At 49.7% G+C, this 14910-nt stretch carries 12 protein-coding genes; 5 read left to right on the top strand and 7 right to left on the bottom strand.

Going from position 1 to position 14910, the window contains the following annotated elements; translation table 11 throughout:
* Window positions 1-111 precede the first annotated feature (111 nt).
* Window positions 112-1476 (top strand): DNA repair protein RadA, encoded by a 1365-nt coding sequence (gene radA, locus GA520_RS24030; protein ID WP_163335949.1) that lies wholly within the window; start codon window positions 112-114, stop codon window positions 1474-1476.
* Window positions 1477-1875: 399 nt separating this feature from the next.
* Entirely contained in the window at window positions 1876-3147 is a 1272-nt protein-coding gene (locus GA520_RS24035; protein ID WP_163335950.1) for a cyclic nucleotide-binding domain-containing protein, read from the top strand.
* Window positions 3148-3228: 81 nt separating this feature from the next.
* Here the strand turns inward: GA520_RS24035 and GA520_RS24040 are convergent, their stop codons facing one another.
* The 3 genes from GA520_RS24040 to GA520_RS24050 all read right to left on the bottom strand — a co-directional run bounded on the left by GA520_RS24040 (window position 3229) and on the right by GA520_RS24050 (window position 7111).
* Window positions 3229-4674 (bottom strand): DegQ family serine endoprotease, encoded by a 1446-nt coding sequence (locus GA520_RS24040; RefSeq protein ID WP_163335951.1) that lies wholly within the window; start codon window positions 4672-4674, stop codon window positions 3229-3231.
* A gap of 206 nt (window positions 4675-4880) precedes the next feature.
* Window positions 4881-6230 carry a class II 3-deoxy-7-phosphoheptulonate synthase gene (locus tag GA520_RS24045; protein WP_163335952.1) on the bottom strand — a complete coding sequence of 450 codons (1350 nt, stop codon included), beginning with the start codon at window positions 6228-6230 and terminating at the stop codon, window positions 4881-4883.
* A 347-nt stretch (window positions 6231-6577) separates the two neighbouring features.
* Entirely contained in the window at window positions 6578-7111 is a 534-nt protein-coding gene (locus tag GA520_RS24050; protein ID WP_163335953.1) for a type I restriction enzyme HsdR N-terminal domain-containing protein, read from the bottom strand.
* A 97-nt stretch (window positions 7112-7208) separates the two neighbouring features.
* Here GA520_RS24050 and GA520_RS24055 point away from each other — a divergent pair, with 97 nt between their 5' ends.
* A complete protein-coding gene (locus tag GA520_RS24055) occupies window positions 7209-7946 on the top strand; it encodes a hypothetical protein (protein WP_163335954.1) in 738 nt (245 codons plus the stop codon).
* Window positions 7947-7978: 32 nt separating this feature from the next.
* Complete coding sequence (prmA, locus tag GA520_RS24060; protein WP_163335955.1) at window positions 7979-8908, top strand: 50S ribosomal protein L11 methyltransferase; 930 nt, start codon at window positions 7979-7981, stop codon at window positions 8906-8908.
* Here prmA and GA520_RS24065 read toward each other — a convergent pair.
* Window positions 8883-9278: a PilZ domain-containing protein gene (locus GA520_RS24065; RefSeq protein ID WP_163335956.1), complete on the bottom strand. Its 396-nt coding sequence runs from the start codon at window positions 9276-9278 to the stop codon at window positions 8883-8885. The two genes, prmA and GA520_RS24065, sit on opposite strands and share 26 nt — an antisense overlap.
* Window positions 9279-9513: 235 nt before the next feature.
* On the opposite strand from GA520_RS24065, the gene GA520_RS24070 reads away from it, so the two are divergent.
* Window positions 9514-10260 carry a 16S rRNA (uracil(1498)-N(3))-methyltransferase gene (locus GA520_RS24070; RefSeq protein WP_163335957.1) on the top strand — a complete coding sequence of 249 codons (747 nt, stop codon included), beginning with the start codon at window positions 9514-9516 and terminating at the stop codon, window positions 10258-10260.
* 19 nt (window positions 10261-10279) lie between these two features.
* Here GA520_RS24070 and GA520_RS24075 read toward each other — a convergent pair whose 3' ends face one another.
* From GA520_RS24075 to GA520_RS24085, 3 genes are read right to left on the bottom strand one after another with little or no spacing between them, the layout of a single operon-like run.
* Window positions 10280-11029, bottom strand: a complete 750-nt coding sequence (locus GA520_RS24075) for a tetratricopeptide repeat protein (RefSeq protein ID WP_163335958.1) — start codon at window positions 11027-11029, stop codon at window positions 10280-10282.
* Window positions 11026-12834: a BatD family protein gene (locus GA520_RS24080; protein WP_163335959.1), complete on the bottom strand. Its 1809-nt coding sequence runs from the start codon at window positions 12832-12834 to the stop codon at window positions 11026-11028. The genes GA520_RS24075 and GA520_RS24080 overlap by 4 nt, the downstream gene beginning before the upstream one ends.
* Window positions 12834-14801, bottom strand: a complete 1968-nt coding sequence (locus GA520_RS24085; protein WP_163335960.1) for a VWA domain-containing protein — start codon at window positions 14799-14801, stop codon at window positions 12834-12836. Before GA520_RS24085 ends, GA520_RS24080 begins: the two co-directional genes overlap by 1 nt.
* Window positions 14802-14910: the final 109 nt, after the last annotated feature.

Below are 14910 nucleotides of genomic sequence, written 5' to 3' on the forward strand. Positions count from 1 at the left end.
CAGGTAAGGTTCAAGTGAATAAAAAAAACAGGTTACGGCAAATGTATTCCTTTCTCGCTGACAGTAAAGGGGAACCGTGACTTTTTTTTCTGCTTAATATAGATTTAACACATGAATATAAAAAAGAAACAGAAACATAACGCCTTGTTCCGGTGTCAGCAGTGCAGTTACCGCAGCAGAAAATGGCTGGGAAAATGCCCGGATTGCGGTGAGTGGGACACCCTGGTTGAAGAGGCACCTTCCGTCTCATTAGGGTCCTTAAAGGGTGCCATACAACCGGTTCCGCTGGATCAGGCTCCCGATGGGGATGAAGAGCGCACAGCCACGGGAATATCCGAACTCGACAGGGTTCTTGGCGGAGGAATTGTACCGGGTTCAGTAACTCTTATAGGTGGGGAGCCGGGAATCGGCAAGTCCACCATAATCCTGCATATGCTTGCGGCTGTTGCCTCGCGGGACCTTGATGTACTCTATGTGTCGGGTGAGGAATCGTCCCGCCAGATAAAGTTGAGGGCAAAACGGCTTAACGCCATTCATCCCAGGGAATTCCTTGCCACAGAGAGCGAGGTTGATACTATCATTGCCACGGCGGTACAGATGCGACCGGCTCTTGTGGCTGTTGACTCGATCCAAACCCTCGTATGCTCGGACATAGCCTCTGCACCTGGCTCCGTTTCCCAGGTCAGGGAGTCTGCATACAGGCTTATTGAGGCGGCCAAACGAGAAAATATTCCGATCGTCATGGTGGGTCACGTAACCAAGGAAGGGTCCATCGCGGGACCAAAGGTGCTGGAGCACATGGTTGATACCGTTCTCTATTTTGAAGGAGACAGGAGCCACGCCTTCAGAATCCTGCGCACGGTGAAAAACCGCTTTGGTTCAACCAACGAGATAGGGGTTTTTGAAATGAAGCAGGAAGGGCTGGTTCAGGTAACCAATCCTTCTGAGATCTTTCTGGCCGAGCGCCCATTGGATGAGCCGGGATCCGTTGTTATGCCAAGCGTCGAAGGATCTCGCCCGATACTGGTAGAGGTTCAGGCACTGGTCAGCCCGACCAATCTGGGTACAGCGAGGAGGACCGCCATAGGTGCCGACCCCCACCGTTTGTCTCTACTCTGTGCGGTGTTGGAAAAAAAAGGTGGGATGGATCTTTATGGGCATGATATATTTCTAAATATCGCAGGTGGCATACGCATTGACGAACCGGCACTAGATCTTGGTGTGATAAGCGCCCTCGCCTCCAGCCTCCTTGAACGCTCTATCCCTTCCACAACCGTTGTATGCGGAGAGGTCGGGCTGGCTGGTGAAGTGCGGGCGGTGGGACAACTTGATATCCGGGTTCGGGAGGCTGAACGACTCGGTTTTACAAGGTTTATCTTGCCTAAAAGCGGGAAGGACCGGCTTCCTGAGACTTCAGATATTGAGCTAATTGGCGTATCAAGCTTGCAGGAACTACTCGAAATAGTGTTTAACTGAGATAAGGGAACTACCACATCCTGTAAAAAGGGTTGAGTAAGCTAATAAATCTTTGGGGGTAGAAATGTCTGACGAACATCACGAGCACGAGCATCATGAAGATCCTTCGGTATGTTTTAATGTCGCGATAATTTTTGTCGGTGTAATTGTTGCCGCATTCATAATTGGTATCCTACCTAAGTAATTTTCATCCTGAAACTCAGTACTCTGGTCTGGTTTGGGGCGTGACTTGATTATTTACCTCAGGCAGATGATCGATATCGGTCATCAGTCACCTCTGGGGTTACATAATAAGGTTGCAACACGACGTTCAGGCAGATGAGCAGTTTCAGGAGAGGAAATGAAATGCTTGCATTAAGCAGGCGCTTACTGAACAAATTCTTGATACCGGGGTAAAGTGTGTGGGATAATCAAAACCCTGTGAAATCAGACAGGGCGGAAGATCAGGAACGGGAAGTCGTAATCCTGATGAGTGATATGGTCGGTTATTCGTCGGCTACGGCGCGAATGCGGCCTGCAGAGGTACGTGATTTTGTAATAGACTATCACAGCACCATGCGCGCCATTGTGGATGTGCCGGAGTTCAGACCGGTGGATATGGAAATTCTGGCCGGAGATGGGGCTATTTGCGTTTTTGATAAACGTGAAGGGGAAGGGCGCAGTGAGGTGTGTGTTCGCGCACTGAAGGCAGCTCTGGCCCTTTCCAGGGCTATCAAGGACGAGTTGTGGTCTTCTACCCGGATGGGGTTGTTTCTTGGAGACATTATTGAGTCCTGGTTCGGTGACAGGAATCTCAAGTTCGGGGCCAGTATGTCGGTTGCCACCCGCCTTGAACAGCTATGTGATTTTTTTGGCACAACCCTGTTGATGGATTACGATGTCGCCATGAACCAGAATCAGGAAGCCGGGTATCTGGTGAGTATCGGAAAGGTCTCATTGAAAAGCTTCGCCCGCCCCCTGCAGGTCTTCACTATTTATAAACCAGGGCTGCACAATGTTCCATTGGGTGTAGACGAAGATCAGTTGCAGGAGTTTATCGAACAGAAGAACAAGGCGATGGCTCTTTTTTCCGGAATCAGCCAACAGCTGGTGGCCCCTGATTTTCCCAAGGTGAGGGAGAAACTGGTGGCGGTTCAGAAGTTGTTTAAGGAGCTTACCGGGACCGAGGATAAATCTATCGAGAGAATCCTTGAATATATCCGTGAAAATCCTATGCCGGAAGAAGGGTTTATGGACAAGGGTATGCGGCTTTCCGATAAAAAGCGTTCCACCCTTGGTTCACGCATTTTTCATCTTTCCAGCGAACTTCTCAAGGCGATGAACCAGGAGTTTTATCATGCCCTGGTGGTCGATACCAGTTGGGAGAATTGTTTTCATCTCGAGTGGCGCAAAAAGGGAGAGGAGATCATCACCATTAATGATAAACCGGACGGCGTCTATTTTATTGACTGGGGTGAGGTGCGGACCATCAACGAAAAGGGTGAGCATATTGCTGTGCTGTCGGCGGGAACGATCTTCGGTGAGATTGCCTACTTTACCGGCGAGGGGCGACGAACAGCGACTGTAAAGGCTGAGACCAATGTGGTGATACGGCGAATATCGGGTGAGGACCTGAAAAGATTTCCGATAATCATGAAAATATTTGAGGAGATAGCCAAGACTCGCCTGTAACCCAACCTTGGATTAAAAAACAGACAACAAAAGGCCGGTTTATGTACCGGCCTTTTGTTGTTTTGGGGAGGGGAAGAATCGTTACTCGGCAACCAGGACAACGTACTGGCTGTATGATCCTGTCCGGACCCGCAAGAGGAGCCGTTTATCGTCTGAAGAAGCGGAGATGACCCTGCTGAGATCGTCCATATTTTTCACAATCTCCTTATTCACCTCTTCAACCAGTTGTCCGGGACGCATTCCTGCTGCTGAGGCAGGGCTCCCTGGCTCAACATGTGATACGACAACACCCTGCTTATCCTGGAACCCAAACCGTTCTGCCAGTTCAGGAGTCAGTTCCTGGAAACCGAGGCCGAATTTCTTGAGGGTATCGTTGTCGTTGCTGTAGTCTGCAGCCTGGTTAAGGTTGTCCGGTCTCTCACCGATCTTTACTTTGATTGTTCGCTCCTTACCGTCACGAATGATGTCAAGCTCAGCGGTGGAACCCGGCAACAGCAGGGCTACTCTATTGCGCAGGTCCGCGGTATTTTGTAAGGCGGTACCATTCAAGCGAAGGAGTACATCACCTTGCTGGATGCTGGAATCTTCAGCGGGTGATCCCGGTTGGACTTCACTTATCAAAATTCCTTCAGCTTTCTTCAGGCCAAAAGACTTGGCAAGATCTTTATCGATATCCTGGATAATAACTCCAAGCCAGCCCCGGGTTACCTTACCGCTAGATTTCAGCTGATCCTGGATAGACTTGACCATGTTGACCGGGATAGCAAAACCGATGCCCATATAGCCGCCCGTTCTTGAGAAGAGAGCAGAGTTGATACCGATAACCTCACCTTCGATATTGAGGAGCGGTCCACCAGAGTTGCCGGGATTGATGGCGGCATCAGTCTGGATAAAGTTTTCATACTCGTTGATGCCGACACTGCTGCGTCCCTTGGCGCTGACCACACCAACAGTTACTGTTTGGCTGAGACCGAAGGGGTTGCCGATGGCGATAACCCATTCTCCGACCTCCAGGGCGTCTGAATCTCCAAGTGGCAGAGTCGGCAGGTTGCCACCGTCTTCAATACGGATTAAGGCCACATCCGACTGCGGGTCTGAGCCGACCAGGGTTGCTTCAAATTCGCGTTCGTCGGAGAGGAATACGGTGATTTTGTCAGCCTTGTCCACGACGTGGTTGTTGGTCAGGATGTAACCATCATTGCTGATGATAAACCCTGAGCCTTGCCCTTGTTGCTTGTGCTGTTTTTGGCGCTGTGGGTTCTGGCGGAACTGGGGTCCGAAAAACCTCTCAAAAAATGGGTTATTGAACATTTCGTCAAATTGCTGGCCGTAATTACCTGATGAGACAGATTGTTCAACCCGGATATGTACAACAGCGGGGTTGGCCTTTTTGACGATATCAACAAATCCGTTATCGTTGAGTAACGATTTAGCTCTCACCTGGCTTGCAGTTGCCAGTAGCAGCACGGCCAATAACAGGGCGGGCAGGGCAAGAAGATAGGGAGGTAGTGTTTTTTCCTTGAACATGAGTAATCTCCTCTTTAATTGTTTATTGAAGCACAACTGTTCATAAATTCACGTGTGTCACGTGAAACACTATATCGTTCGATGAGAGGGTCAAGAAAGATTACTGAAATGTAATAATGGAAAAACAGGGAAAACAAAAAACGCGGACCCGTTAATAAACTGGTCCGCGTGGAGAGAAAGAGATTCCTGGGTTCGTCAGGGCTGTGCTAGGAGCGAATCATGTCTGCGATCTGGAATGCAACCTCGAGGCTCTGCTCTGCGTTAAGGCGCGGATCACAGGTGGTGAGATAATTATTGGCCAGTTCTTCGTCGATAATATTTCTTGCACCACCGGTACACTCGGTAACATTTTCGCCGGTCATTTCAATATGAAGGCCGCCGGGAATGGTTCCTTCAGACCAGTGTGCCTCGAAAAAGCAGGTGATTTCGGAAAGAATATCGTTAAAGCTTCTGGTCTTGTGTCCGGTTTCTGCCGTATAGGTGTTGGCGTGCATCGGATCACAGCTCCAAACAATATTAAGCCCTTCCCTTTTCATTTCCCTGAGCAGGGGCGGTAATACCTTTTCGACATTCTTCAGGCCGAGTCGGGTGATAAGGGTGATGCGTCCGGCTTCGTTTTCCGGATTGAGTGTCGAGACTAGTTGCTTGATGTTGTCGATATCGTATGTTGGCCCTATCTTGATACCGATCGGGTTGAGCACACCTCGCAAGAATTCAACATGGGCGCCATCCAGTTGTCGGGTTCTCTCGCCGATCCAGAGCATATGAGCGGAACAGTTGTACCAGTCCCCGGTTGTGGAGTCGACCCTGGTCAGTGCCTCTTCATATCCGAGCAGCAATGCCTCATGGGAGGTGAACAACTGTGTCTGGTTGATCTGGGGATTATCTGTCGGAATACCGATTGTTTCCATGAACTTGATGGCCTGGTCAATCTGTTTTGCCATGCGGGCGTAGGAGCGACCGAGCGGTGACTGGGCTACAAATTCCTGGTTCCATGCCTGAACTCGCTGCAGTGAGCCGAAACCTCCACGGGTAAATGCCCGTAACAGGTTGAGTGTCGACGCCGCCATATTGTATCCACGCATCATGTTTTGAGGATCCGGTATCCGTGCCTCTTCTGTGAACTCCGGCCTGTTGACCATATCTCCACGGTAGGATGGTAACTCCACACCGTCACGGGTCTCGGTGTCTGCTGATCGGGGTTTGGCAAACTGTCCGGCTATTCGTCCGACCTTTACAACGGGTTTCCTGCCAGCATAGGTGAGGACAACAGCCATCTGCAATAAAACCTTGAGGGTCTCTCTGATGGTTGGGGCTGTAACCTTGGAAAAATCCTCCGAACAATCGCCACCCTGAAGCAGGAAGGCATCACCGGTAACCGCCTTGGCAAGTAGCTTTTTTAATGATCTTATCTCACCGGCAAAGACCAGGGGGGGGAGTTTTTCAAGATCTCCCAGGACTTCGTCAACAGCTTTTGCGTCCGGCCAGTTGGGTTGTTGGTGAGCGGTAACATTTTTCCAGCTCGTTTTCGTCCAGTTATTTTGATGTGCAGTCATGTAGGTATCCTGTACTCTAAAAATTAGTCGTGGAAGGTGTATCAACTATAAATACGGAGTCTTCGTGTGATTCCGTCATAAGACAACCATGTTACACTTATCATGAAATTTTGTAAATAATTCTGTCAGCACTGTCGGTGAATTATTTATATTAGTTTTTTATTTGATTCAGGTGAATATTGTTAATCAATTTGATTGAAAAATGACTGGAAGTTAGTATTTGGGTTCCTGACCTAAACTTCTTGTGAACACTCTGTGTATCATTGGGAAATGGACAGCACGATTTTAAATGCCAGCCAATGCGTAGATTAGAAACCAATCAACACATTGTTCATGAAAAATCCCGGTTAAAGGCAGCATCTTTCAACATCAAAAGCATTAAGAATCCGCATTTCCCTCTCTCTTTTGTCTGGATCCTGGGGAGGGAGGAATTTGAGATCGGACAGCCATTTTTGGGCTCTGGTTCGCTCCGGAATTGCCTGTAACCCGTATTGAAGAATTGCGCCAGTCGTTGTATCGAGGAGCTCGGCATCTTCACCGTTGGTGACAACGGCAAGAGGAATACGATACTCCTTATTGAGAACCCGCGCTGCAGCGATGGCGGCGCGTTCCCGGCTGACCAGAGATCCCGGGCCATACCTGAGTATCATGAAATCCCTGCCGGATAGCGTGACCGTCAGTTCTATGGTGGAACGAACAAAGCTGCGGGCGAAGAGGGTTTCAATGTATCGTCTGGGAGTCAGTTCGTCAGGAGCATACCCTTTCTCTTCCACCATCATGCGGCTTAATTTTTGTCTATATCGTTCGTCATCGGTATCTATTAACTCTTCTGAGTTGAGATAATCGTTTAACGTGCCGTATACAAGGTGATGGTTTATCATGGTTCGTACTGATAAGGTATTGGGTGTTGTTATCCACTATCAGATAAAGTAACTACACACCGTATATTCGCAAGCCTTAACGATTCAGGTTGCTTCCATGAGAGTAACAATAAATGTTGTGATTACCTTTATGGCCTTGGTTTTGTTCATGGCTGTGTCAACGGTGGTGAGCGGGGGGGAGATGACCGATTTGGTTTTCATTTTTGAATCAACTGACAGTTCGACTGCGGGCGGAAAAATAATAACGTCGTATGTCGGAAAGCATAAAACAGTAGTGCAGAGTCCGGATTCACTGTTGATTATCGATTACGAACAACTCAAGCTGGTTGAGTATCATGCGTCGACAGGGAGATGTGACACCTATCCTCTTGTTGATGAACGGACCAATGCAAAGGCCTTTAGTCCTGAAGAAAGATTCAGACAGGAAATGGTCCTGAAACTTGGCACAGCAGAGGTTGTAACAAAAAACGGTTTCATGGACACCGAAGGCTTTCGTGAGGTCGTGATATTCTGGGGAAGGCTGGTAAATCTGCATCGCACTGTTGTACCACCTTCTGTTAGGATATATGGGCGTTGTTTTACAGCAGGGCGCGATCACTATTGGATTGATGACAAGTATGAAGATCTCGATGTACTTCTGGATTATGGAAAAAGACGTGATTCCGTTTTAGGGTTGAATCCACTTCTGCGTCGACTGGATATCTCCGGCCTGGTTCTCCTCCTTAATGGTGTTCCTGTGCAAAAAAAGGATGAGCAGGGAGTTGTAGAAAAATTTGAAACAATCAAAACAGGTTCTGTTGATTCCTGTCCGCGTTTACCGGCCGCCTGTCGATAATTGATCACCATGTAGTAATACGGAAATATTAAATGGGAATGGATATAAATAAAGAAGAAAAGCGCATAAAATTGACCATCGTCTGTGACCTCAACCTTACCGACGCTATCGCGGATTATCTGGTAGGCGTTTTGGATGCTGCCGTAGAAGTTTCAATTGAAGATGATATGACTGAGCATATCCTCCAGGCCTTTATCGTGGGTGATGCTGATAACCGTGAAGAGGTTGCTGACCTGGTCTCCGGGGTTTCTAAACATCTGCGGGAGCTGGCCTCAATATTCGAGGTTTCGGTCCCGGAACTGGATGTTGCCTTTTTTGAGGAGGAAGATTGGAGCCTGAACTGGAAGGCTCATTTTCGACCTTTTGCCATTATTCCAGGGCTGGTCATTAAGCCGACCTGGGAGCAGTATACCCCGGTGGGGAATGAAAAGGTTATCGAGATGGATCCCGGAATGGCTTTTGGTACAGGTCATCATGCCACCACCAGCCTGTGTATGACTTTTATCAGGGATTACCTGAGAAGAAATGCCTCAAACGGGGCAACTGTTCTCGATGTGGGGACGGGCACTGGAATACTTGCCATGGCAGCAGCGCTCTGGGGAGCAGGGAATGTTTTAGGGATTGACAATGATCCGGTGGCTGTTGATGCAGCTGGTGCAAATGTCCGCTTGAATAAGCTGGAGCATAAAATTGATGTCGAAACAACAGCTCTTGAAAATGTGAAGGGTGCTTATTCCCTGGTTGTAGCTAATATTATCCATGATGTCCTTCTGCAGATGAAAGGGGATCTCTGTCGTTTGACCAGGGCTGGCGGGGTTCTGGTGTTGTCCGGTATTCTCAGGGAGAAACAGGCCGACAATATTACCAACCATTTTGAGGCAGAAGGGTTTGAATTGACAGGGAGGGAGGAACAGGATGAGTGGGCGGCACTTTGTCTTAAAAAGAAGAGTGCTCCAGGTTGATATCGCCAGCAGGCTGCAGAGGGCTGATCTGGTAGTTCTGATCGAAAATTATGGCAACGCCGCGCTCATCACTGCGTATGACAATCCCTGTTGTTTTTACCCAAACCTGGTCCTCTTTTAGTGATTTAAGGGTTTCCACTGGCAGGATGAACTTGAGTTTCTTCAGTTCATCAAAAGAGATAAGGAACTCGACCTGCACCTTGCTCGATGGTGGTAGCGGTTGCGCTGTTTTCAGAAAAGCACCGCCGGAGCTGATATTGGCAGCAACAGCCTCAACAGCCTGGTCGGAGGCTTCATTGATAAAACTGTATGAAATCCTGGCTTTCAGGTTCAGGAAAAAACGTTCCTGTAGTCTTCGCTCATTCTGCATAAAGGGCAAGTGCTGTGGACAATTTCTGCGGATTTACCTAACGGGGTGATGATTTATTATTTGGGATAAATACGGTATTATTCAGTATTTGTCAAACTCGAATTGTTTGTAAGGCATTTTCGTTAGATTATGGTTTAACGTCATTTCTTCTTGAGTTAAGGCAGATAGAGGGGGATGGTTTCCATATGGAATTATACTGGAGAGCAAATAGAGGGATCTTGGTGAGAATTGTACTATGAGGCGGTTTTTCTTTGAACACACAGCAACATATGGCGGGGGGGATGTGATAACCCTGCCCGCCAGTGAATCACGTCATATTTCCAGAGTATTGCGGCTCTCGGTGGGTGATGCGGTCGAACTTCTTGATGGGCAGGGGGCCGTCTATTCGGCGGTTCTCACGGAGGTCGGGACATCAGTTGTTGCGAAAGTTATCTCCCTGTCCCACCCAGGTGAGGACTCTCTGCAGCTTATTGTCGGTCAGGGGCTGTTGAAAGGCAAAAAGATGGATACCGTGGTGCAGAAATGTACGGAACTTGGTGTTAACAGGTTTATTCCTTTTGCCAGTTCCCGTTGCCAGGGAAAACTTGATGATCTCAGGGAAGGGAAAAAGCACGACCGGTTTCACCGCATCGTTGAGGCTGCGTGTAAACAGTGTATGAGACCTGACCTGATGGCGCTGGATCGGGCGGCTGATTATGCTGCTGTGGTTGAGGAGTTCAGTAGTCTGCCGGTTGAATCTTCCCTGAAGCTGCTCTTCTGGGAAGAAGAGCAAACCCGAACCCTTCATGATATCGAGGTGAAGGATAACCTTGAGCGTGTCGTAATCCTGCTCGGGCCTGAGGGGGGCCTAACGGGGGAGGAGGCTGTTTTGGCGGAGCAGGCTGGCTTTATCTCCGTGTCTCTCGGTTCTCGTATATTGCGGGCCGAGACTGCTACACTGGCTGCCGTTTCGGTGGTACAGTATATGACCGGCAACATGTAGTGTTGTCGGCCCCGTACCATCAGCCAGGTGGAATTATCGGTTCAAGAACATTTTCAGGGAGCCAGCCTTTGCGCCCTCCTTCGTCCCGCACGTAGATAAAATCGCGGTGTTTCTCCAGAATATACACCTTGCGGCCAGCCTTGATGTCGCCAGCCGAGGCGGCACCGGTAAAGGGAGAGATCATCAACCGGCTATCCGGGGTGATCACGATATAGCCGGCCCATGCCCGGTAGTTTCCATATACGCAGTAAACGGATACAATTACCATCAATACGCAGAGGCTGTTAAGGGCAGTGATCGTAATACGCGACACGGGCTTTTGTAATCTGAGCAGCATCACAACGGCAATAACAGCCAGGGCAAAGAAACCAAGCAGGGACCATTGGTTTATGCTTAACATGCTTATGAACATGTCCTGTATGGACTGTTCATGATCAAAGAGACCTTCCCGGGTCTTGACGACCTGCAGGTTGTTGATGATATCCGAGTCGCCCGGTGCCAGCCTTGCGGCACGCTCGTAGTTGAGAATAGCCTTGCCGATCCTGTCGGAAGCGGCATAACTGTTTGCCAGGTTGTAGAGGACACTGGGGCTGAATCCATAGACCTCAGTTATCTTTTCATATAGTTCACCCGCTTTTCCATAGTCACCTTTACTATAGGCAGAGCCCGCCTCATTAAAGAGTTGTTCTGCTCCATTTTCAGCCTGGACATGCCAGGGATGTATCAGCAGTAAAAGGACGAGAAATGAAAAGAAGTGTGATGTTTTCATATCAGTTTCTCCAGCTCATTCCGGACTGTTTGAAGATACTTACCCATGGTCGCCTTATCCGGCAGTGTACCACCGTACGCCGCATCTTCTGTTATATTGAAAATACTGAGAAGCTCAGGTGATCTGTTTTCAAGTTTACGTTGGATATCATTTCGGGTGATGGCCTCAGGAGGACAGTTCCAGAGTTCGCCAAGTTGATCCCGAATGAGTTGACGGAGCCCCGCCAGGAACGACAACGGACTTTCGGTGGCCAGCTCTTCAAGCTTTGTCATGGACAAACGGAGCGCGGTAATTCTTTTTTTGGCGGACTCTTCCGGCGTGGGAGCGCTTGTTCGGGAGCGGTGAAGGAGGGCTGCTGCAGCAATCAGTACAATCAGCAATATGACACCCGCAAGATAGATCTTCTGCATAAAGAGGGGCCGGATTCTCTCAACGGGTTCACCCAGCCGGAAGTGCAGTGGGGCCAACCCGTTGACCGGATCGGCAGCCGGCGTATCCAGTTGTTTTTCAACAGGCTCCTCAGTGGCGCTGACAGGGGTGGGTGGGGACTGTTTGGCCCCCGTAATAGTGAGGGGCAGTGGTGCAGACTGTGCCGTTTCGTATTGTTTTGTATTGGGGTTAAAATAACTAAAGCGCAGCGCAGGAAGTTCGATAACCTTATCACTTTTGGCAACTATCGCCTGCTCGAAACGTTTTTCTCCCCTTTTAGTTGCCTCGGTGGTGTCTTCATCAAGGGGGACGGGGGTGTAGACTTTCCAATCTGGTGAGGCGGGGAAGGATGGTGGCTCGACACCGTCGATATTACCGACACCCCTAATAATGATTGTCATGCTGAGTGGTTCACCCACCTCTGCCTGTTGCGGACTGACGGCAGTTTCAATTTCAAAGGTACCCACCGTACCGGTGAAATCGGCGGGACGCCCCTCATCAGGCAGCGGCATTGCCTTGAGGAGTTGTGGGGTACTGGTGACATGGAGCTGTTGTTTCCGGGCGGTACCGAAGAAGTCATCGAACAGGTCATTGCCAAAAGGAGACTGGCTGCCGAACATGGACGTGGATGTTCTTCTTTGCTGGATAATCTGCACCGCGTCCATTTCAAGGTGCAGAGGGTGCTCTCCTTCCTTCACCGGGGTGAGCTCGGTCTCCCAGGTAAGGGTGGTGTACGGAACCCCCTTAACGGTTTCCTGGCGCTGGATCGGATCTTCCTTGAGTTGCGGGATAACACACCCCTCACCTATAAGGCGGGGGTAACTGATCTGGCTGATACGCATGCCCTGTGGAAAGAATGCGCGCACTCTGATGGGGATAACTTCACCGACATAATGGCTATTCTGCAGGTTTTCAATAGCCATGTAAGGTTTGTCAGCACCTGCCTGGCCACCTTGGTCGGAAAGAGCACCATCCTGGCTCTGTGGGGATGAGGAACCGGTGCTGGTTACTTCGAACTCGATTGGTTCTGTGGCAAGGGTTTTCGAGCCGGTTGTGATCGTGATAGGGGGGAGCGTATATTTTCCAGCCTTTGTCGGATGAATCGAGTAGGTGGCGGTAAGTGAGAGGGTGACTTCACCGTTGATATTCGAGTCCTGGCTATATTGTCCGCGGTAGACAAAATCGACACCATCAATCCGGGGCATATCGAGACTCGCTTTTTTGGTCCCGCTGATGGTGATCGCAAGTTTTCCCGGCCTGTCGACAGGAAAACTTATAGGGGACAGGGTTGCACTGACGGTAACCTCTGCATACGACAGAAGCGGTGAAAGGATCAGGAGGAGCAGCGGTCCCAGAAGAAGGATTGTTTTCTTCATTACCAGTTCCTCCCTGAGTTTTGCTGTTGTTCGAACCGGGGAACGAAATTGAGTTCCCCTTCGTTGCTTTTCATGAGGTTCAACAGGTTTTCAGCCTCCTCCTTACTCATCTGATCTGTTTCTTCAGCCTCTGCCGCCTGTTGTTGTGATGCGGCTGCACCGGAATCTTCGCCGTTTTCATTCTGGGGTTGGGCCGGTTGCGCACCATGCTCTGGTTTCTGCTCGTCTGGGTTGTCGTGTTGCTGCTGACCTCCGGCTTCCTGCTCGTGGTTGTTCTCTTGCCCTGTTGTATCGTCACCGTTTTCATCAGGGGATTGGTTATTCTCTTTCGGTTGCTTTTGTTCCTCGGTCCCCTGTTGCTGTTGCCTCTTGCTTCCCTGTTTATTTTCCTGATTCTCGTCCTGTTCCTGGTCCGGGTTTTGCTTCTGCTCGTTCTCCTGTTGGTTGTTTTCCTGATTCTGCATCTGCTGTTGCAGTTCTTCCAGTTTTTTACGAACAAACCGGAGGTTTTCTTTTGCCAGAAGATCTCCACTATTCAGCTCGAGGGCACCTTCATAGGAACTGATTGCCTGTTCCCACTGTTTCGTGGTTTCCTTCGGGTTGGCCTGCATGGTTGATTCACCTTTTTTGAAATAGGCATTTCCCCTGTTGTAGTATGCCCTGGCCTGAAGTTCCAGGTCGTTTCCTTTCAGGGCCTGGGAAAAAGAGGCGATGGCATCGTCGTACATGTTGTTTTTGTAGGCGCTGGTACCGAAATTGTAATGCAGCTTCGGATTATCCGGGTCTTTCTCAAGCATTTCAGTATACCATTCAGAAGCAGCGATATAATTGCCTTCCTGATATGCTTTTTCTCCTTCTGAGGCTCGGGTAAGTGTCGTCGAAGCCGAAAGGAAAGAGAGGCTGAGTAAGATGGCAAAAAGCTTTCTCAACCGGCGACTTTTCGAGGTGATGGCACTAAGTGCCCGTGTTGGCGAGGTCTTTCGTTCCGGTACGATCCATTCAATGATAAGAAGGATGAGGGCGGCAGCAAGAGGATAACCGAACTTCTCGAGCGGAACCCGGTGTTTTCGTTCGGCCAGTTCTTCCTTGGGAATCAATGCCAGTTTCTCCTGGTATATCTTTTCCAGCCCCTCACCACTGTTGCCAAGAGGTGTATAGATACCGCCTGTTGCCTTGGCCACCTCTTTGAGGGTCTCTTCATCAAGCCGACTGGTTACATAGCGGCCTTCCTGGTCTTTTACAAACCCCGATCCTTCACTTTGGGGCAGGGGAATAAGTTCGCCACCCGGTGTACCGATACCGACAGTGTGGATTGTCAGGCCGCTTTCCTGCGCTTTTTTAGCGGCCTCTACAGCATCGCCTTCGAGGTTTTCCCCATCTGTTAGTAATATCAGGATCTTGTGGTTGGCGTCGTTGTTGAGGACGCTCTCCGCTTCCTGAATCAGCCTTGTAATATTGGTTCCCCCATATGGGATAACCGTAGTATCGATACTGACCAGTGAGGTCTCAAAGGCTGTGTAGTCGAGGGTGAGCGGGGTCATGAGAAAGGAGGCTCCGGCAAAAGGCATCAGGCCTATTCGGTCGCCTTCAAGCCCGGAAATAAAATCGAGTATCCCGAGACGAGCCCGTTCCAGCCTGTTTGGCTTGAGGTCCCGCGCCATCATGGAGCGGGAGGTGTCCAGGGCTAATAATATATCGATTCCTTTACGCTTTACCTCAACCCACCTGAAGCCGTACTGGGGACGAGCCAGCGCCAGGAAGATCATAAACAGGGCGGCCACGAGCAGCAGTGCTTTAGCCCTTCGCAGGGGGGAAGAGACATTTCGTGTCAACTTCCCGGCTAGCCGGGTTCCCGCAAATATCTCGAGTTTTTGACGCTTTTGTCGTTCCAGCCGGTAGAGCAGCAGAGTGAGGCCTGTACAGGCAACCAGGCCGATAACTATCCATATGGGGGAGGCAAACTGCATTGCGTTCGATTGTTCTAAAGGTTGTTTAATAACAGGTTCAACAGCGATGAGCCTGCAGTAGTCGCCCGGGTTCCTCGTCCGTTCAGACGATGATTGTTCTAGAGAACTT

Source organism: Desulfopila sp. IMCC35008 (genome assembly GCF_010646885.2).
Lineage (GTDB): Bacteria > Desulfobacterota > Desulfobulbia > Desulfobulbales > Desulfocapsaceae > Desulfopila.